This window comes from Pseudoduganella sp. (assembly GCF_041914865.1).
GTDB lineage: Bacteria > Pseudomonadota > Gammaproteobacteria > Burkholderiales > Burkholderiaceae_D > Rugamonas.
This window is the reverse complement of record NZ_JAYSCO010000044.1, coordinates 1-18,274: the sequence shown is the minus strand read 5'-3', so window position 1 is coordinate 18,274 and position 18,274 is coordinate 1. Positions and strand designations below refer to the sequence as shown.

Genomic DNA, 18,274 nt, shown 5'->3' with positions numbered 1-18,274 from the left:
TCACGGTTTGGCGCCGCCGGCCGGCCGCGTATCGAGGCCCAGCGTGCTCCATTTGGGTTCAGCGTAGTACTGGCGCACCAACCGGCTGTACTCGCCGCGCGTGACCAAAGTGGCAATGGCTTCGCGCAGTTGCGCCTGGTCGGCGGCCGGCACCGCCTTGCGGTGCAGGTAGATGCCGACCTGGGCCGGCTGCATGCCATGCACGGCGGTCACCGCCACCTTGTCGCCCAGGCCGGCGCGCTGCGCCGCCTCGGCAAAGACCGAGGGCCCGGCCAGCACGGCGTCGAAACGGCCGCCGGCCAGCATGCGCGCCGCCGTGTCGGGGTCGGGCACCAGCGACAGGCGCGGCAGGCTGCCGGCCTGCTCCACCAGGCGCAGGTATTCGGGACCGTAGTTGTTGCCGCGCACGGCGCCAAGGCTCAGGCCGCGGCTGCCGACCTCGTCCAGCCCAAGCTCGGGCGGCAGCCGGCCCGCCAGGGCAATCAGCATGGCGCGCGAGTGATACATATGGATAAAGAGGCCGAGCTGGTCGCGCTCGTCGGTGCGGGTGGTGCCGGGGATCAGGTCCACTTCGCCGTTTTCAAACAGCACATGGGCGCGCGCGCGGGGCACGCTGGTGTATTCGAACTGGCAACCGGTGCGGCTGGCCACCAGCTTGAGGAAATCGGGGACGACGCCGCCGATGCTGCCGTCCGCTTCGACCATCATATTGCGCCCCATGGGGCTGATGACGACCTTGAGCGGACGGCTGCAGGCAGCCTGCGCCGGCGCCGCCACGACCTGCAACAACAGCAACAGGACCAGCTGGCGGCGCATGCGGCTTACTCCTCGTGGAAGGCTTCTTCCCTCTTCTTGCGCAAGGATGGCGACAGCACCACCGCCAGGGCAATCGCGGCCAGCGCCAGCAGGGTGGCGCTGATCGGACGGTTGAGGAAGACCATCGGGTCGCCGTGCGACAGCAGCAGGGCGCGCCGCAGGTACTCCTCCAGCATCGGGCCGATGATGAAGCCCAGCAGCATCGGCGCCGGCTCCGCATCGAGCTTGGCGCAAATGTAGCCAAACAGGCCGAAAATCGCCATCAGCCAGACATCGAACTGGGCGTTATTCAGGCTGAACACACCGATCGCGCAGAACAGCAGGATGGCCGGGAACAGGCGGTGGTAAGGCACCGTGATCATCTTCACCCACAGGCCGATCATCGGCAGGTTCAGCACCACCAGGAACAGGTTGCCGAACCACATGGAAACGATCAGGCCCCAGAACAGGTCCGGCTTCTCGGTCATCACGGCCGGCCCCGGGGTGATGCCCTGGATGATCATGGCGCCGATCATCAGCGCCATCACCGGGTTGGACGGGATGCCCAGCGTCAGCATCGGGATGAAGGAGGTCTGGGCGCCGGCATTGTTGGCCGATTCCGGCGCCGCCACCCCTTCGATGGCGCCCTGGCCGAACTCTTTCGTGTTCGGCGACACCTTCTTCTCGATCGAATAGGCGGCGAAGGAAGCCAGCATGGCGCCGCCGCCGGGCAGGATGCCAAGCAGGGAACCGAGCGCGGTGCCGCGCAGCACCGGCGCCAGGATGCGCTTGAAGTCTTCCTTGTTCAGCATCAGGCCCGACACCTTCTTCATCAGCAGGTGGCGTTCCTCGTCATGCTCGAGGTTGCGCACGATTTCGCCGATGCCGAACATGCCCATCGCCACGATCACGAAGCTGATGCCGTCGGCCAGTTCGGGGAAGTCGTAGGTAAAGCGCTGTTGGCCGGAGTTCACGTCGGTACCGATCAGGCCCAGGATCAGGCCCAGCACCACCATGCCCACCGCGTTCAGCAGCGAACCGCTGGCCAGCACCACGGCGGCCACCAGGCCCAGCACCATCAGCGAGAAGTAGTCGGCCGGGCCGAACTTCAGCGCCAGGTCGGCCAGCGGCGGGGCGAAGCAGGCCACCACCACCGTCGCCACCGAGCCGGCGAAGAAGGACCCCAGCGCGGCCGTGGCCAGCGCCTTGCCGGCATGCCCCTTGCGCGCCATCTGGTAGCCGTCGATGGCTGTCACCACCGAGGATGATTCACCGGGCAGGTTGACCAGGATGGCGGTGGTGGAGCCGCCATACTGGGCGCCGTAATAAATACCGGCCAGCATGATCAGCGCCGCGATTGGCGGCAGGCCGAAGGTGGCCGGCAGCAGCATGGCGATGGTGGCGATCGGTCCCAGCCCCGGCAGCACGCCGACCGCGGTGCCGATAAAGACACCGAGCAGGCAGTACATCAGGTTGGTCAGGGTAAAGGCGGCCTCGAAGCCCAGGCCCAGGTTGCTCAGGATTTCCATCGTGGCCTCCTAGAAACCAAGCCAGGGGCCGAGCGCGGGGATCGGCAAGCCCAGGAGTTTAATGAACAGCAGGTAGCAGAAGCCGGCCAAGCCCACGGCCAGCAGCGCCCCCTCCTTCCAGTGGAACTTGGGGTGGGCATAGAAGCTGACCAGCACCAGCACGGCGGCGGCCGGCACCAGGCCGGCGCCGCGCATCAGGATGCCGAACAGCACCACGGCCAGCAGCACCAGGGCCAGCGGCTTCAGGTGCAGCTTTTCCATCGGCGCGCCATGGCGGAAGAAGGAGCGCACGACGCCGACGGCGCCGATCAGCGCCAGCAGGATGCCGAGGACAACCGGGAAGTACGCCGGGCCCATGCGGCCGCCGCTGCCCATCTCCAGGTCGCCGCGCGTGAACACGGCGCCCAGGCCAAAGGCAATGAAGATCGCCCCGATCCAGAAATCCTTCGGGTGGCGGATTGCAGACATTCAGCTCTCCTTAGTCGGCGTACACGCCGGCTTTGCTGATGATCGGCGCCCAGCGGTCGATATCGGCTTTCAGGTGGGCGCGCAGCGCTTCCGGCGTGGCGCGTTTTTCTTCGACCGGCTCGGTGCCCAGGTCGGCGAAGCGCTGCTTCACGGCCGGGTCTTTCAGCGCCACCTGCAGGGCGCCGACCAGGCTGTCGATCACCGGCTTCGGCGTGCCTTTCGGCGCGTACATGCCGTGCCACACGGCGACCTCGAAGCCTGGCAGGCCGGCTTCGTTCAGGGTCGGCACGTCCGGCAGCGAAGGCACGCGCTTCTTGGTGGTCACGCCGTACACCTTGATCTTGCCGCCCTTGATCTGGCTGGAGGTGTTGGTGGTCTGGTCGCACATGAAGTCGACCTGGCCGCCCAGCAGGTCATTCATGGCCGGGCCGGTGCCCTTGTACGGCACGGTGGTCAGGTCGGTGGCGATGGCGGACATGAACAGCATGCCGCACAGGTGCGATGCCGAACCCAGGCCGGCATTGGCGTAGGTCACCTTGGTGTTGTTGGCCTTCACGTACGCCAGCAGTTCCTTGAAGTCCTTGGCCGGGAAGTCCTTGCGCGCCACCAGGGTCATCGGCACGTCGGTCACCAGGCCGATCGGCTCGAAGCTGTCGATGGCGTTATAGCTGAGCTTGCGGTACAGCGCCGGCGCGGTCGAGTGGCCGATGTGGTGCAGGAAGATGGTGTAGCCGTCCGGTGCCGACTTGGCCGCGCGCGCCGCACCGATGGTGCCGCCGGCGCCGCCGACGTTTTCCACGATGATCTGCTGTTTCAGTTTGGTGCCCATGGACTGCGCCAGCAGGCGCGCGACGGTATCGGTTGGGCCGCCGGCGGCGAACGGCACGATCATGGTGATCGGCTTGGTCGGATAGCTTTGGGCATAGGCGCTCGAGGCGCCAAAGAATACAACGCCAGCCAGGGCTGGCAGCATAAAGCGTTTCATGGATGTCTCCCGTCCAGATTGATATTTGATTAGTACTGCGTTGTGATGTTCGACTAGCACTACCTTGTGATGTTGTACCAGCAATTTTTATATGACACAAGTAAGGTCTTCTACGTAGTCCTGCGTAGAAAAGCCCCCCGCGCGGGTCGATTGACTTTGCCTGGCAATATGCAGAAGATGAGCAAATCATGACCGCCCAACTGCTCACTGCCATAGCGGTGCTGGCCTTGCCCTGCGCAGCGCCAGCGGAGCCGTTGCGGCTGTTCACCGAGCATACGCCGCCCGACATCATGCGCGACGGCGAACGCGTGTTCGGCATCTCGCCCGACAAAATCAAAGAGATCATGTCGCGCGCCGGCATCAGCTACACGGTCGAAGTCATGGCCTGGCGCCGCGCCTACGAACTGTCCCTGCGCACACCTTACTCCTGCGTATTCTCCACCTCGCGCACGCCGGAACGCGAAACGCTGTTTAAATGGATCGGCCCTTTGCGCGAAGTCGACTGGACTTTTTACGGCCTGGCCGACGCCCCGTTCCGCCTGGCCAGGCTGGAAGACGCAAAAGGCTTGCGCATTGGCGGCTATGCGGGCGACGTGCGCGCGCAGTATCTGCAGGCGCGCGGCTTCACGGTCGACACGGCGGGCGATAATTTCTCCAATCCGCGCAAGCTGGTCGGCAAACGCATCGACCTGTGGGTGGCCAGCATCCCGCTCGCCAACGGCGTGTTGCAGACCGAAGGGTTGAGCGACAAGGTGGTCCCCATGCTGACCTTCCACCTTTCGCGCGCCTACCTGGCCTGTAACAAGGCCGTGCCCGATGCGCAGGTCAGTGCGCTGTCGAGCGCCATGGCCGAGATCGTGAAAGACGGCACCTCCGCCGCCATCGACCGCAAATACGCCAACTGGCGTCCGACACGGCAAGCGCCGCGTAATTAATCTTCAGTAATTGGCCCACCTTTCGGCGATTTGTTTCAGCTCACCGCGCTCGTTTAACCGGGCAAGGGCCTGGACAAGCCGGGCTTCGGTTTCTTTTGGCATATGCGGGCCGAGCATCATATAAAACACTTGCGCATCGAACACTGTCGGCAGGATGCGCACCTTGCCCTCATGACCGGCCTTTCGTATTTCCGAATTCAATCCGGGCTGGCGATAATAAAAGAAACGGCCCCGGCCTGCCAATAGCTTTTCAATATTCCTGGCCGTTGAGCTGGCCAGGCTATCGATTTTCAGGTTGCCGGCGTTCTTCAAAAAGGTGACTGCACCGCTGCCGCCATTCACCAGGATCACCCCATTATTTTTCAGCTTGCGGACTTCATCCAGGTTTTTGACATTCACCTGATCATCGGCGCGTACCAGGAAATGATAGGCAACGGTAAATAATGGCGTCTCCGGAATCCGATAAGCCGCCGCGCGTTCCTCATTCCGGATAAGACCGCAAACCGCATCCAGCTGCCCCGCCGCCACCATGGCTTCGATGCGCTTTAAAGACATCCAGCTCTGCTCGCCGATAAACTTAATCCCGGAATCGGTATTTTCGATTGCCCGGAATATATCGATGCAAATTCCGCTTACCAGATTGCCGTGCGCGATAAATTTCGGCTCAGAATCGGACTGCGCCGCCACCCGCACGGCAGCCAGCTCGGCGGAATTAGCCACAGGAGAAATGAAGGGCAGCGCCAACAGAATACTTAAAAGCAGCCGTTGGCCTCCTTTGATATCCATGCGAGCTCCCTCAAGCGCAATGGACTCATTCTACACATTTTCGCCGCCAGAAAGCCCCGCCGCTAAAACTGCTCCGCGCCGCCTTGCCGCTTTCATGCCAGATGTTAGCTTGAATGCACCAGACCTTGGCGCGGACATTTTGCGCTCCCAGAGGGAAGCGGCACTACAACCCGGCGTTCCTTAGCTCTTCCGGCACCAGATAGGTGTAGCTCTTGGGATCGAACATGACCTTCCAGGTTTTAGCGGGTGTCGCCACGCCCTCTTCCATCCCGGGCTTGCGGGTGATATGCAACGGTGTAAATGTCGAATCAACTACCGGCTCGGTGCGATAAGTCCATTCCAATGACGTGCAGCGCGGCGGCTCATAATCTTCACCGTCAAATGACTCTTCATTGGAATTTTCCGACGCCGGGGCAGCTTTCTTTTGGGCTTGTGCCTGCCGCCATTCCGCATAGTAGCGCTCGGTTTCCTGGCAGCCGCCGCTGCCAATCACCTTGTTCGCGGCGCTAAACTGCGCCAATACCGCGATCTGGTTTTTATGCGGCGCCAATACGACGTTGCGCGTATTAGTGATTTCTTCGCCGTCACCGGTTTCAATATCGGTGATTTTCACGACCCAGCCCCAGACATCCGCGCTTAACCTCTCAAAATGCACATTTTCAGGTTTTACCGCATTCGCACCGGACGGACGGCGCGGGTCGCTATATTCATATAGCTCGCCATTGTTATTGCGGAGCTGGAATACGCCGTAAAAGGCGTCATCACCGGAATTGGAATTGATGGCATGGCCGCTGGTAATGAAATAAAGCTCTTCCCCTTCTTTGCCATTGACCTTTTTTCGCTGCACCACGGTCACGACATAGGTTAATTTGCTCTGCTCATCGACATAAAGCCAGCCGCGCTGGGTGTCCGAGTACTTGCCGTAATTACTGGACATGACGCCTTCAATGGCCGCATCGGCATCAAAGGTCAGGAAACTGCTCTGCTTGCTTTGGAATGCCAGCACGGCAATCCAGATTGAAAATATCAAGCCAAGGGCGGCAAAAAAGTAGATGGCGAAACGCCGCCATGTGGGCGCGCGCTTTACCTGGACCGGCGTCGTCACTTCTTCCATTTGATCTTCGCTATTACAGTGGGGCAATATTGCCAAACCGTAAATTATACAAAGACCAAGAAAACGCCGCTTTCAATCGTGCGCGCGGGGTTCGCGTAGCTTGATGCCTTTAATGACTTTCTTGGCAGCGGCAACTGCCGCACGTTGCTGACGCGCCCCCATTCGAGGTAACGTGGTCGCGCCGCAAAGGTAGGCCTTCATCCGAATAAAGCAGAAATCGATTGAACGCATCCCCTCTTCAGGCGTGCCGCGATAGCCATCCATCATTAAGATATTGATGTTCTGGCCATCGGCAAACACCGACTCTTCCCATGCTTCCGGCGGCGGCCTTTCGATGCCGGTAGCGGAGCCGGAAGGAAGGCAACTCAAGTGGAGCACATGCGATGCCTGGGGACTTCCTTTCGGAAGTGGCAACTCGCAGCTTCTTGCCGTGCACTGTTCCGGCGCCAATGGCAACGTCACGACACACGCCGCCTGGCCGTCGAGCATATTAGGGATAGTCAGCGTCACCTCAGGCGCGGCAGCCAGCGCGGGATGAAGCGGCCAGGCCAATATGCCAGCCAGCAGTCCCCAGCAGCGCACGCTGCCGCTCACCCCGCCACGTCCTTCAGCTCTTTAGGCAGCAGGTAGGTATGGCTCTTGGGATCGAACATGACTTTCCATGTTTTCGCCGCGACAGGGTCGCCATTACGCATGCCTGCTTTACGCGTGACGTACAAAGGCGTGAACGACGCGTCGACAGGCGGATCTGTGCGGTACGTCCACCGCAGCTTGGTGCAGCGTGGCGGCTCAATATTGTCATCCGCCTGCTCTTCCGGCGACATGGCGTTCGCCTCGCCCTCTGCCGGCGCAGCCCTGGGCTGTCCCTGCGCCTGCTTCCAACTAGCATGCAAACGCTCCGTCTCCTCGCAGCTCCCGGCACCGAGGATATTAAACGCACCATAAAACTCCGCCAGCACGGCGATTCCGCCATCGGCCGGCGCCAGCACGACGTTGCTGGTGGAATCCAGTACCGAGCCATCGCTGATTTCCAGATCCTTGGTCTTGATTACCCAGCCCCGCACGTCCGCGCTGAACGCTTCGAACAGCACCCGCTCGGGTGTCACCGGATCGGTACCCGAAGGGCGACGCGCATCGCCATACTCGAGAAGCTGGCCATTATTCCAGCTGACCTGGAACACACCGTAGAATGAATCGGTCTCGTTCGGCGAGTTGAGGCTACGGCCGCTGGTAACGAAATAAAGCTCCTCGCCATCCTTGCCGTCGACCTTCTTCTACTGCACCACCGTGACCAGGTAAGTCAGTTTGGTCGCATCATCGACGTAAAGCCAGCCACGCTCCGACTCCGAATACTTGCCGTAATTACGCGCCATTACTTTCTCAATGATCTCACCCTGATCAAAGCTCAGCACCGGCGGCGCGCTTTTCACGCCGAGGGCAGCCACGCCAATCAGCACCGACAGCAGCAAGCCTACGGCTGCAAAAAAGTAGATCGCATATCGCCGCCACTTGGGCGCGCGCTTATCCTGGACCGGCGTCGTCACTTCTTCCATATGATCTTGTCTAATTCAGTACGGCAACATTGCCAAACTATAAATTATACAAAAATCAAGAAACTGCGAGTTCAATCGTGCGCGCTTCGCGCATATGCCGGCCCTACTCATCGCGAATATCCTTGCACGGCCGGTTTGGCATCATGCCGCAGCCCCCACCACGGCAGAAATGCGCTGCCACCGCCCCGGGCACGGAACCATGGCGCGTTCGGATCGATCGGCCGCACCTTGGCGGGTGGGCTTACCACTACTGCCGTTGGCTGTTCGGAGTCAGTGGTACCTGCCACCAGCACGTGTTTGCCAATATGATTCGCGTAGCCGATGCCAAGTGCGACATTGGTCAGCGCAGTACCAGCGCCCATTTCGCCGAGCAAAGCCGGCGTATTAAAGGTTTGCTTCTTGAAGTCGAAATCCACCAGTTCTGTCGTGAGCGTTTGCGCCAAGGCGCCAATACGCTCGGACGATGCAGGATGGCTGTTGTTCGCATCATGGATGACGTATCCAATGTCGCTGTCCTGTTTTCCCGCGTTTTGCGCAGCCGTCTCAACTGCAGCCTTCCATGCCTGGATCTGACGTGGAGGCTGGCCGTTCTGCGCTTCAAAATCGCCGATTTTTTTGGTGGCAGGGTACCCGATCCAGGCCAGTGGCGCTCGCTCCGTCTTGTAGTTCGGTCCGGCGAGCACCAGCAGCACCATGTTCTCGTTGATTTGCCCACTCTTTGGTGGAAAGCTTGGTGCGTCCCAATTCATAACCCAAACCGTTTCGTTCGGGTGCGATTGTAGATAATCGAGGCCAGCCGCCAGCGAAGTGAAACCGGCATTCGCCCCACCTGTGGTCACCCGCACATCAGGCGGCGTTGCGCGGCTCCAAGCTTTCGGAACGGCCGTGTTCCCGATTTTAAAAGTTCTGACCAGATCGTCTCTTAGATAAATTCCCGCTTCAACGGGGTCGATCCTTCTTTCTGGTATCGCATATTCAATATGAATTCCCGCCAGCTCGCGCCAAGTCTTCTTGTCCGTGGGCGAATGCGCATTGTAGAAATATGTTGAACTTGAGAAGTAGATATCGTGGAAAAGGCCTGTCAGTGCTTCGACATATTTATGATGATATCCCTTGAAGGTTTCCTTCCCATCGCTACCGCTGGCGATGATGCCTATCGCCTGGAGTTTGGAGTACTTCTCGGGTTTCAGTTTAACCATATCATCGTCGCTGTTGGGCTGAGCTAAGCCCAGTGTCCATAGCAGTTGCCACTCAGTTGGGTAGTCGCGTCGCTGGAGAGGGTTCAACCACTGCAACCCGACGACCTGCGCTTGAAAGGGTTTAGCCTCGCGCTGAACGGCCACCGCAGCAGCGGAACCTGGCCGGGCCGACATGCAGCCGCTCAAACTAAACAGGGCCATGGCACCCGCCGTACAGAGAACCGGATAGATAAAGAAGCGAATCATTGTTCACCATCAGATAAATGCATTCTGCTCACCTCAATCGGAATAGCCTTGTGGCTGGGGCCCCGCATCATGGCGCAGCCCCCACCAAGGCAGGAATGCGCTGCCACCGCCCCGGGCACGGAACCATGGCGCGTTCGGATCGATCGGCCGCACCTTGGCGGGTGGGCTTACCACTACTGCCGTTGGCTGTTCGGCGTCGGTAGTGCCCGCCACCAGGACGTTCTTGCCCAAGTGATTGGCATAGGCGATGCCAAGTGCAACGTTCGTCAGCGCGGTACCGGCACCCATTTCACCCAGCAAAGCTGGCGTATTAAAGGTCTGCTTTTTGAAGTCGAAGTCCACCAGTTCGGTTGTCAGCGTTTGTGCCAGGGCACCGATGCGCTCGGACGACGCAGAATGCGTGTTGTTGGCATCGTGGATGACGTAGCCAATATCGCTGTCCTGCTTACCCGCGTTTTGAGCGGCACTTTCCACGGCAGCCTTCCATGCCTGGATCTGGCGCGGCGGCAGCCCTTTCTGGGCTTCGAAGTCAGCAACTTTCTTAGTCGCTGGATAGCCAATCCAGGCCAACGGCGCGCGCTCGGTGTTGTAGTTCGGCCCTGCGAGCACCAGCAGCACCATGTTCTCATTGATTTGCGCGTCTTTCGGCGGGAAGCTTGGCGCATCCCAGTTCATCACCCAGACAGTTTCGTTGGGGTGCGCTTGCAGGTAGTCCAACCCTGCCGCCAGTGAAGTGAAGCCGGCGTTGGCGCCACCCATTGTCACGCGTACGTCAGGTGGCGTACTCCGGCTCCACGCCTTCGGGAAGTTAGGGTTACCGATGATGAACGTCTTTCGAATAGTGTCCTGCGCGTATTTCGCTGCTTCAATCGGATCCAACCGCCCCTCTGGAAGTGCATACTCGACATGTATCCCTGCCAGTTCTCGCCACGTCTTTTTGTCCTTCAAGGAGTGGGCGTTGTAGAAGTATGTGGAGCTGGAAAAATAAATATCGTGAAAACGTGCGATTAGCGCGCTTACATACTTTTCGTGATATCCGTCAAAACGCTCCCTACCGTTATTCCCGTTAGCGATACTGCTGATCGCCTGAAGCGTTGTGAACGTCTGAGGCTCCAACTTGAGCATGTCATCGTCTCTATTGGGCTGAGCCAATCCAAGGGTCCAGAGTAGTTGCCACTCGGTCGGGTAGTCCCGCCGCTGCAGTGGGTTCAGCCACTGCAACCCGACGATCTGCGCTTGAAAGGGTTTAGCCTCGTGCGGCACGGTCACCGCAGCAGCGGCCTCTGGCCGGGCCGACATGCAGCCGCTCAAACTAAATAGGGCCATGGCACCCGCCGCATAGAGAACACGATAGATAAAGAAGCGAATCATCGTTCAACATCAGATAACGTAACGAAGCACTACGGTCAAAGGCTCAACCTATCCACGCGTACTTTTAGGGGCTGTGGTGATAAGGCTCGCACCACAGCTGGTCTTGTGGCCATCAAAAGCAACTGGCACGCCGTCGATCAGGACTTTTGGGTCGCCCTCGACAATCACGCAAACGCCATGACCAGGCACCGGGCAGGTGCAGCTGTCTCCCTTACGGGCGACAGCAATGCCATGGACTTTGGTGTTTGGTGATGCGCTGATGACCATGCCACCGTGGCTAGTCGGGTCGTTCAGGCGAATTACGCCTCGCATATGGCTTCCGTGCGCATTCTGTTCACCTCAATCGGAATAGCCTTGTGGCTGGGGCCCCGCATCATGGCGCAGCCCCCACCAAGGCAGGAATGCGCTGCCACCGCCCCGGGCACGGAACCATGGCGCGTTCGGATCGATCGGCCGCACCTTGGCGGGTGGGCTTACCACTACTGCCGTTGGCTGTTCGGCGTCGGTAGTGCCCGCCACCAGGACGTTCTTGCCCAAGTGATTGGCATAGGCGATGCCAAGTGCAACGTTCGTCAGCGCGGTACCGGCACCCATTTCACCCAGCAAAGCTGGCGTATTAAAGGTCTGCTTTTTGAAGTCGAAGTCCACCAGTTCGGTTGTCAGCGTTTGTGCCAGGGCACCGATGCGCTCGGACGACGCAGAATGCGTGTTGTTGGCATCGTGGATGACGTAGCCAATATCGCTGTCCTGCTTACCCGCGTTTTGAGCGGCACTTTCCACGGCAGCCTTCCATGCCTGGATCTGGCGCGGCGGCAGCCCTTTCTGGGCTTCGAAGTCAGCAACTTTCTTAGTCGCTGGATAGCCAATCCAGGCCAACGGCGCGCGCTCGGTGTTGTAGTTCGGCCCTGCGAGCACCAGCAGCACCATGTTCTCATTGATTTGCGCGTCTTTCGGCGGGAAGCTTGGCGCATCCCAGTTCATCACCCAGACAGTTTCGTTGGGGTGCGCTTGCAGGTAGTCCAACCCTGCCGCCAGTGAAGTGAAGCCGGCGTTGGCGCCACCCATTGTCACGCGTACGTCAGGCAATGTGGAACGACTCCATGCTTCAGGAAAATTAGGATTGCCAATTAAAAATGTCTTACGAATCTCATTTTGCGTAAAGCGTGCCGCCTCCGTCGGATCCAAACGTCCTTCCGGCAACGCATATTCAATGTGAATGCCAGCCAGTTCTCTCCACGTTTTCTTGTCTTTCAATGAATGCGCATTGTAGAAATAAGTGGAGCTTGAAAAATAGACATCGTGAAAACGTGCGACCAGGGCACCTACATACTTTTCGTGATAGCCATCAAAACTCTCCCTGCCATTATTGCCGCTAGCAACAATTCCTATTGACTGAAGCTTGGAGTACTTCATAGGTTTCAATTTGACCATGTCGTCGTCTTTGTTGGGCTTAGCCAATCCAAGAGTCCAGAGTAGTTGCCACTCCGTTGGATAATCTCGCCGCTGCAGCGGGTTGAGCCACTGCAGACCAACGACTTGAGCCTGAAACGGCCTGGCAGATTCATTAAGTGCAGGTGCTGCAGCGACAGCCGTAGTTTGTGCAGATGCAGGGGCAGCAAAGCTAAGCAGAGTCAACACAACAGCCGCGAACATGGACGGTAGTAGCAAAAATCGATTCATAATTTCACGATCCGTTAGCAAATTCGGTGACGATTGATTAGAAACCTTGGTAATCACAAAAGCAACGAAGACTGCGAAAACGAAGGCAAAGAAGGTAAAGGCAGCGCGGCGCGTCCGCGTCTCAATTAGGAAATTCATTGCACACCCTTCGGAGCTTTCGCGAAAAATCCCCTTTGATTAACGATCTTATCTGGCATCTTTCCTTCTGGTGTCTCGTTTGCCCACCTGTCTACTGACTGTTCTCTGAATATTCCCGATTTGAAGTACTCTTCGAAAATCTTATTTGGATCATGCTTGCCAAGCCCTTCTACGAATCTCCAATCCGCAGCCTTTCTCAAATCGACAAAGTCATCGCTCTTAACGAAGCACGCACCAACTGCTAAGTCATAAGCCAGCGCCTTTTGCGCATGCATTCCATTTGTCATGATGGTCGAATGGTCCGTTGCATGCGAGTCGATGCTCTTTGCGAGGTTTTCCTTAATTTTCTTCGTTCGCCAGGCATTGTATTCTGCACTTGCAGTCGTCGGTTTGTCCTCCTCAGCCACTTGCTCCCCCTTTGCGTACATTCCAGCACGTTTCGCCTCCATTCGCAGCATGGCATGGTGTTCATAACGCAAGCTGGCCTCAGACGCTGCGTCACCTTCTGCAGCATCATTGCGTTTGCGCGCTGCTCCCTCGGATCCACCGCGAGAAATAGTCCTGTCACCGGAATAGGGATCAGCTTCGTCACGTTCACGATTTTTATCTCGTGAGTCGCCAGGCGCATCGTATTCTTGGTCAAAATCGTCGCATGCACGCCCGAAACGCATCGCCACAGGCAAAAATGGCTCAGGTAAATTGGGCGCTGTAAGTGGGGTTTTCCAGTCCTTAGGTGGATCGCCGTTAATACGAGTACGCGCCGCTTTCGTCGCCACAATCATCACCGGCGCGCTCACGATTGTCATCACCTTTCCAAGAAAGGTTGAATTTGCATCCAGGCCCTTGGAGAGTGAGTACTTTGCAATTGGCGATGGAGGGTGCCAGAACTCGGTGACGCCGCGGTCCTTCATTGCCTGAGCAAAATCGTAATACCCCTGTTCGCCAACCTTAAAGCCTTGAGCGAAAACACGCTGGCTAAAAACGCCATGCCCATTTGTGGCGTTGATTTCTTGCTGGCTTAAGCCGCGCCAGCCAATGCCTTGGATAGTGGAAGACGAAATAACTTGATCATGCGGATTGAAATACAGGGTCACCCGCCCGAGCGTAGAGAGCTTATCCCCATATCCATACTTGTTGCGGTCGCTGCGTGCATCAAAGCCGTGGGCTTCGTTTTTCATCAGTTCATCAATAGCGGCGGCTGGTTGGGCAAAAGCCGATTGCTTACGGATAATGTCGAAAAATGCGGCAAGCGTCTTGTACCGAGCTTCTCCAGTGGTTCGCCCATTGCGTCCCTCAGCGTCCTCCATACCACGCTCTGCCCATGACTGGGTGCCATTCTTCTGCAGCAGGCTGTACGGTGGATTGCACAGTACATAGGTGTCGGCTACACAGTTTCCGGTCTTGCCGGTGGCGTCGGTCACGGGGTCGAGGCGATCACCGAGGAATGCTGCAGCCATGCCGATCATGTTGCCCTGGCTGTGGCAGACGATGGTAATTGGTGTATCGGCTTGTTTCTTACGGATTGATTCGACCAACTTTGCCAAGCGCAAAGCGGCAAGAACATAGTAAGAACGCGGTGGGCAGGAATACACAACGCGGTCATTGGTTGGATTCATATGCTGAATATGCAACCATAGGAACAAAGTGTCGTCGATGCCATCCCCCCACAAGTCGGGAAGCGAAGTACAGCCATTGGCAAAGGGACCGCCTCCCCAATAATTCTGCTCATTCAGATAAATCTTATCGCCGTAAAGCTGCAGTTCCTTGCTGCTTGCCTTATACCCCCAGCGGAAGTGAATCACTGGCGAGAAGCTGCCGGAACTGTCGACAAATGTATCCGCATTCATTTCAGGATTAATGAATCCATCCGGCGTCAGTTCGTCAATGTAGCTAGCCGCCTTCAACTGCCCGCCCTCCGGCGTGGCGTGCACAATCTGTCCCTTGTTGCGCTTCAGGCGGTCGTTCAGGCCATTGCAGATGCCTTCCTCCGTTTGCTTATACCACTCGCCATCGGAGTTCACTCCGTGGACGAAGATGACGATGCCCGGCAGCGGCATCTGTGCGATGACATCGAGGTGTTTGGGGTCGACCAGGCAGACGCCGCTCTTGGCGCCGACGATCAGGTTGCATGGGTCTTCGAATGGGCTGTCGAAAGATAGGGGCTTCGTCATTGATACGGTTTCCAGGCTATGACAGGGGCGCTTTACTTGCGCGGACGATAGAAAATGGCCTTGATCTGCTGCAGGCGGTCGGCGACGATTTTTTCGCCCGTGCCGGCGCCGTCGCTCTGTCCTGACATCGGGCTGTCGCCGGCGCGCTCGACGTGCAGCTGCATGCCTTCCACCGGTTTGCCGTCGGTGGCGCGCAGCAGGCGCGGCACGCGGCCGAAGTCGCCCGATTCGAATTTCGGCAGCTCGGTCGTTGCGCTGGCCGGACCGTTCCAGTGGTGGCCATCGGTCTTCACCGTAAGCGGGCCCGGGCCGCCGATTTCGGCGTTGCCGCCTTTCAGCGTGAGGTAGGCGCCGCCGCTGACCATCAGGGTCACCTCGTCTTCGGCCATAATGATCAGGCGCTTGGCGGCGGTGACCTTGATGTCCTTGGCGGAGTTGATCTGCATATCATCGAGCTGGCTTTGCAGCAGGAACTTGCCCTTGTGCGCCACCTGGGTAATGCCGTCCATGTGCGAAAACAGGGAGATGCCCTTGCCCGCGTTGAGGTTGAAGCGCTGGCCGCTGGTGAACTGCATGTGCTGCTGGGCCACTGTGTCGACATTCACGCCGGCGTAGCTGACCAGCGTTTTGGGCGTGCTCAGCGCAATGCCGGCCGGCGCCGTCATGCTCAGCGTGGGCTTGCCGCCGGCGCCCTGGCGGTCGGTATTGCTGCCGCCAGCGGCCGCGCCCACGTCGTCCTTCAATTCGGCCTGCGGGTCCGCGTCCAGCGCCAGGCCCTGGTGCTGGGCGGCGTACTGGCCGAGGGATTTGAACAGGTCCAGGCAATCCTGCATCAAGGCCAGGTGTTCGTCGCTGCTTAGCTGGTCGCCACAGGCGTCGAGCCGCTTCCAGGCCGAAATCAAGAGCGACTTGGCGGTACGAATCGCGCCGCTGTCGTTGGTGGCCAGCTCGAAGCCCTCGCCGCGCGGCTCCGCTTCGCCATCGCACCGCGGGTGGGTCAGGTAGCCGAGGTTCAACTGGCTGTGGCCATGCTCGCTGGCCAGCTGGGCGCTGATCTGGCCCGGCGTATCGTCCATGCGCAGCTGGTTGAAGCGCTGTGCTTTGACCTCTTTGCTCTTGATGCCGGACAGGTAACGGTCGCCAGGCAGGCGGCTGCGGTGGCTGAACGAGGGCGGAGTCGTCTTGCCGCCATGCACCCGCCCGATGATCAGGGGTTTGTCGGGGTCGCCGCCCAGGAAGACGCAGATCACCTCATCGCCGGCGCGCGGCAGGGAGATCGCGCCATACTGCGCACTGGCCCAGCCGCTGGCCACCCGCACCCAGGCCGAATCGCGCTCGCTGTCGGAGGCGCCAGCGCCGTTGGCGTGGGCGTGGTCTTCCTCGCGGCAGCCGGGGAAGCGGATCTTGACCCGGCCCAGCGCATCGCAATGGACTTCCTCGTTGACGGGACCGACCACGGTGACGCTTTGCGCCTCGGTGCGCGGCAGGTCGAGGCGCGGGTCATAGCGCGGCACGATAGGAATGCCGCGCCGCACGCAGGTGAAGCGGTTGGTATAGCGCACGCCGCGTTCGGCGCTGGCGTGGGCCAGGCCTTGGCTGTCGTGGCGCCAGTGGTTGAGCGCGAACAGCCGCAGAACGCGGTCATCGAAGGCCTTGGGCAGGTTGTTTTCCGCCTCCACGCGCAATTCGGTAATGACGAACTGGCGCTCCTCTTCCGGATGGGACTCGAGCTCCGGATGCCCGCTCACGCTATTCCACTGGCCGACGCACATATGGCGGTCGCTGCCCTCGCCCTGGAAAAATTTGGATTCGTATTCATGGCGCTGCATGCGCAGGGTGGCCAGGCTGCGGTAGTCGGCGTCGTCGTCGCCGGCGTGCGGCACGTCGACCAGGTAATCATCCAGGCCACGGGCGAACTGGTTGCCGAACTTGCCCTGGTCAGCCTCGCTCACGCTCTGCCCACCCATGGACCAGGCCTGCGCGTAGTCCCAGCTGCGGCGGTTGACGCTGCCCGGCACCAGCTGCCGCACACTGTGCCATGCCGTGATGGTATCGCGCTGCTCGGTGCCATCGTCGCGGTGGAAGCGAATGGTGCCGGCCGCGTTTTCCGCCAGCGACATCGCATCGTCGAACAGCACCAGTGTGTGGGCCGGCACATCGTCGCTGCCATGTGCGCTGGAGGCGCCGGGGCGGATGAACCAGGCAATGCCGCGGCGCTTCCACAGGCGCCGCAGGAAGGCGGCACTCGATTCGTTGTACTGCATGGTGAATTCGCGCGCCGGGTAGGTCTTCAACTGCCCCAGGTCGAACTCGAATGCGCGTGCCACGGCCGGATTGGCTTCGCGCCATTCGCGCAAAATGGTGTTGGTGATATCGGTTTCGCTGGCGTTGCGAAAGACGCGCGTATTGCAGGTTTTATCGAGCAGCGACAGCGCATCGCGCACGATCAGCTGGTAGGTCGCCAGGCCGCCGTCGCCCTGCCCTTCGATTGCCGAGGCGACGATGCCGCACACCGAGCGCAGGCCGCCGGTATCGGTAACGAATTGCAGCTCCACAGGGTTGGCGATGAACTGCTTGAGCGGCAGGCCGGCTTCGGTCGACACGCACAGCAGGCTGTATTCGATGCCGCCGCACATGGTTTCCACGCCGCTGACATACTTGACCAGCAATTTGTCGTCAGCGCTTCCTTCGCCCCGGAACAGGCGCAGGCGGATCGGGCGATTGGCTTCGGTCAGCGGCATGCGGGCACTCCTGAAGAACAGAAAATTCGGAGGCGGAATTATATTTTATTTAACAATTTAGTGATGCACGATTGAAATGTTTTACATTTATGGAAACAAAAAAGCCCGGCAGTGCCGGGCTTCTGTTTGCAAGGCGGGGAATTAATCCCAGCTCAGCGCGCCGCCAGTCTGGTACTCGGTGACGCGGGTTTCGAAGAAGTTACGCTCTTTCTTCAGGTCGATCATTTCCGACATCCATGGGAATGGATTCTCGTCCTGGTCGAACAGCGTTTCCAGGCCGATCTGGGTGGCGCGGCGGTTGGCGATGAAGCGCAGGTAGCCCTTGAACATGGCTGCGTTCAGGCCCAGCACGCCACGTGGCATGGTGTCTTCGGCGTAGCGGTATTCCAGTTCCACGGCTTGCAGGAACAGGCCTTTGATCTCTTCCTTGAAGGCCGGAGTCCACAGGTGCGGGTTTTCCAGCTTGATGGTATTGATCAGGTCGATGCCGAAGTTGCAGTGCATCGATTCGTCGCGCAGGATGTACTGGTACTGCTCGGCGGCGCCGGTCATCTTGTTCTGGC

The 18,274-nt window shown here is 59.3% G+C and carries 17 protein-coding genes; 1 reads left to right on the top strand and 16 read right to left on the bottom strand.

Annotated features, from left to right (window positions below; all coding sequences use genetic code 11):
* Genes ACE3TQ_RS18815 through ACE3TQ_RS18800 form a run of 4 tightly spaced genes read right to left on the bottom strand, consistent with a single transcriptional unit; the run spans position 1 to position 3,777 of the window.
* Positions 1-816 (bottom strand): substrate-binding periplasmic protein, encoded by an 816-nt coding sequence (locus tag ACE3TQ_RS18815; RefSeq protein ID WP_374583824.1) that lies wholly within the window; start codon positions 814-816, stop codon positions 1-3.
* A gap of 5 nt (positions 817-821) precedes the next feature.
* Entirely contained in the window at positions 822-2,324 is a 1,503-nt protein-coding gene (locus tag ACE3TQ_RS18810; protein ID WP_374583823.1) for a tripartite tricarboxylate transporter permease, read from the bottom strand.
* Between the two features lie 9 nt (positions 2,325-2,333).
* Positions 2,334-2,792: a tripartite tricarboxylate transporter TctB family protein gene (locus ACE3TQ_RS18805; protein WP_374583822.1), complete on the bottom strand. Its 459-nt coding sequence runs from the start codon at positions 2,790-2,792 to the stop codon at positions 2,334-2,336.
* A gap of 10 nt (positions 2,793-2,802) precedes the next feature.
* Positions 2,803-3,777, bottom strand: a complete 975-nt coding sequence (locus ACE3TQ_RS18800) for a tripartite tricarboxylate transporter substrate binding protein BugD (protein ID WP_374583821.1) — start codon at positions 3,775-3,777, stop codon at positions 2,803-2,805.
* Positions 3,778-3,965: 188 nt separating this feature from the next.
* On the opposite strand from ACE3TQ_RS18800, the gene ACE3TQ_RS18795 reads away from it, so the two are divergent.
* Entirely contained in the window at positions 3,966-4,712 is a 747-nt protein-coding gene (locus tag ACE3TQ_RS18795; RefSeq protein ID WP_374583820.1) for a substrate-binding periplasmic protein, read from the top strand.
* A 3-nt stretch (positions 4,713-4,715) separates the two neighbouring features.
* Here the strand turns inward: ACE3TQ_RS18795 and ACE3TQ_RS18790 are convergent, their stop codons facing one another.
* The 12 genes from ACE3TQ_RS18790 to ACE3TQ_RS18735 form a co-directional block, all read right to left on the bottom strand.
* On the bottom strand, positions 4,716-5,498 hold the full coding sequence (locus ACE3TQ_RS18790; RefSeq protein WP_374583819.1) for a substrate-binding periplasmic protein: 783 nt from the start codon (positions 5,496-5,498) through the stop codon (positions 4,716-4,718).
* Positions 5,499-5,661: 163 nt separating this feature from the next.
* Positions 5,662-6,612 carry a hypothetical protein gene (locus tag ACE3TQ_RS18785; RefSeq protein WP_374583818.1) on the bottom strand — a complete coding sequence of 317 codons (951 nt, stop codon included), beginning with the start codon at positions 6,610-6,612 and terminating at the stop codon, positions 5,662-5,664.
* Positions 6,613-6,684: 72 nt separating this feature from the next.
* Positions 6,685-7,206 (bottom strand): hypothetical protein, encoded by a 522-nt coding sequence (locus ACE3TQ_RS18780; protein WP_374583817.1) that lies wholly within the window; start codon positions 7,204-7,206, stop codon positions 6,685-6,687.
* On the bottom strand, positions 7,203-7,793 hold the full coding sequence (locus tag ACE3TQ_RS18775; RefSeq protein ID WP_374583816.1) for a hypothetical protein: 591 nt from the start codon (positions 7,791-7,793) through the stop codon (positions 7,203-7,205). Before ACE3TQ_RS18775 ends, ACE3TQ_RS18780 begins: the two co-directional genes overlap by 4 nt.
* Positions 7,794-7,886: 93 nt before the next feature.
* Positions 7,887-8,165 carry a hypothetical protein gene (locus ACE3TQ_RS18770; protein WP_374583815.1) on the bottom strand — a complete coding sequence of 93 codons (279 nt, stop codon included), beginning with the start codon at positions 8,163-8,165 and terminating at the stop codon, positions 7,887-7,889.
* A 107-nt stretch (positions 8,166-8,272) separates the two neighbouring features.
* A complete protein-coding gene (locus ACE3TQ_RS18765) occupies positions 8,273-9,610 on the bottom strand; it encodes a hypothetical protein (RefSeq protein WP_374583814.1) in 1,338 nt (445 codons plus the stop codon).
* A 33-nt stretch (positions 9,611-9,643) separates the two neighbouring features.
* A complete protein-coding gene (locus ACE3TQ_RS18760; protein ID WP_374583813.1) occupies positions 9,644-10,981 on the bottom strand; it encodes a hypothetical protein in 1,338 nt (445 codons plus the stop codon).
* A 48-nt stretch (positions 10,982-11,029) separates the two neighbouring features.
* A complete protein-coding gene (locus ACE3TQ_RS18755; protein ID WP_374583812.1) occupies positions 11,030-11,293 on the bottom strand; it encodes a PAAR domain-containing protein in 264 nt (87 codons plus the stop codon).
* 27 nt (positions 11,294-11,320) lie between these two features.
* Positions 11,321-12,799 carry a virulence factor gene (locus ACE3TQ_RS18750; protein ID WP_374583811.1) on the bottom strand — a complete coding sequence of 493 codons (1,479 nt, stop codon included), beginning with the start codon at positions 12,797-12,799 and terminating at the stop codon, positions 11,321-11,323.
* Positions 12,796-14,970, bottom strand: coding sequence for a hypothetical protein (locus ACE3TQ_RS18745; protein ID WP_374583810.1), 2,175 nt, complete (start codon positions 14,968-14,970; stop codon positions 12,796-12,798). The genes ACE3TQ_RS18750 and ACE3TQ_RS18745 overlap by 4 nt, the downstream gene beginning before the upstream one ends.
* A gap of 32 nt (positions 14,971-15,002) precedes the next feature.
* Positions 15,003-17,711 (bottom strand): type VI secretion system Vgr family protein, encoded by a 2,709-nt coding sequence (locus tag ACE3TQ_RS18740; RefSeq protein ID WP_374583809.1) that lies wholly within the window; start codon positions 17,709-17,711, stop codon positions 15,003-15,005.
* Positions 17,712-17,852: 141 nt separating this feature from the next.
* Positions 17,853-18,274 (bottom strand): ribonucleotide-diphosphate reductase subunit beta (locus ACE3TQ_RS18735; RefSeq protein WP_374583808.1); only part of this gene is annotated, 422 nt, incomplete at its 5' end.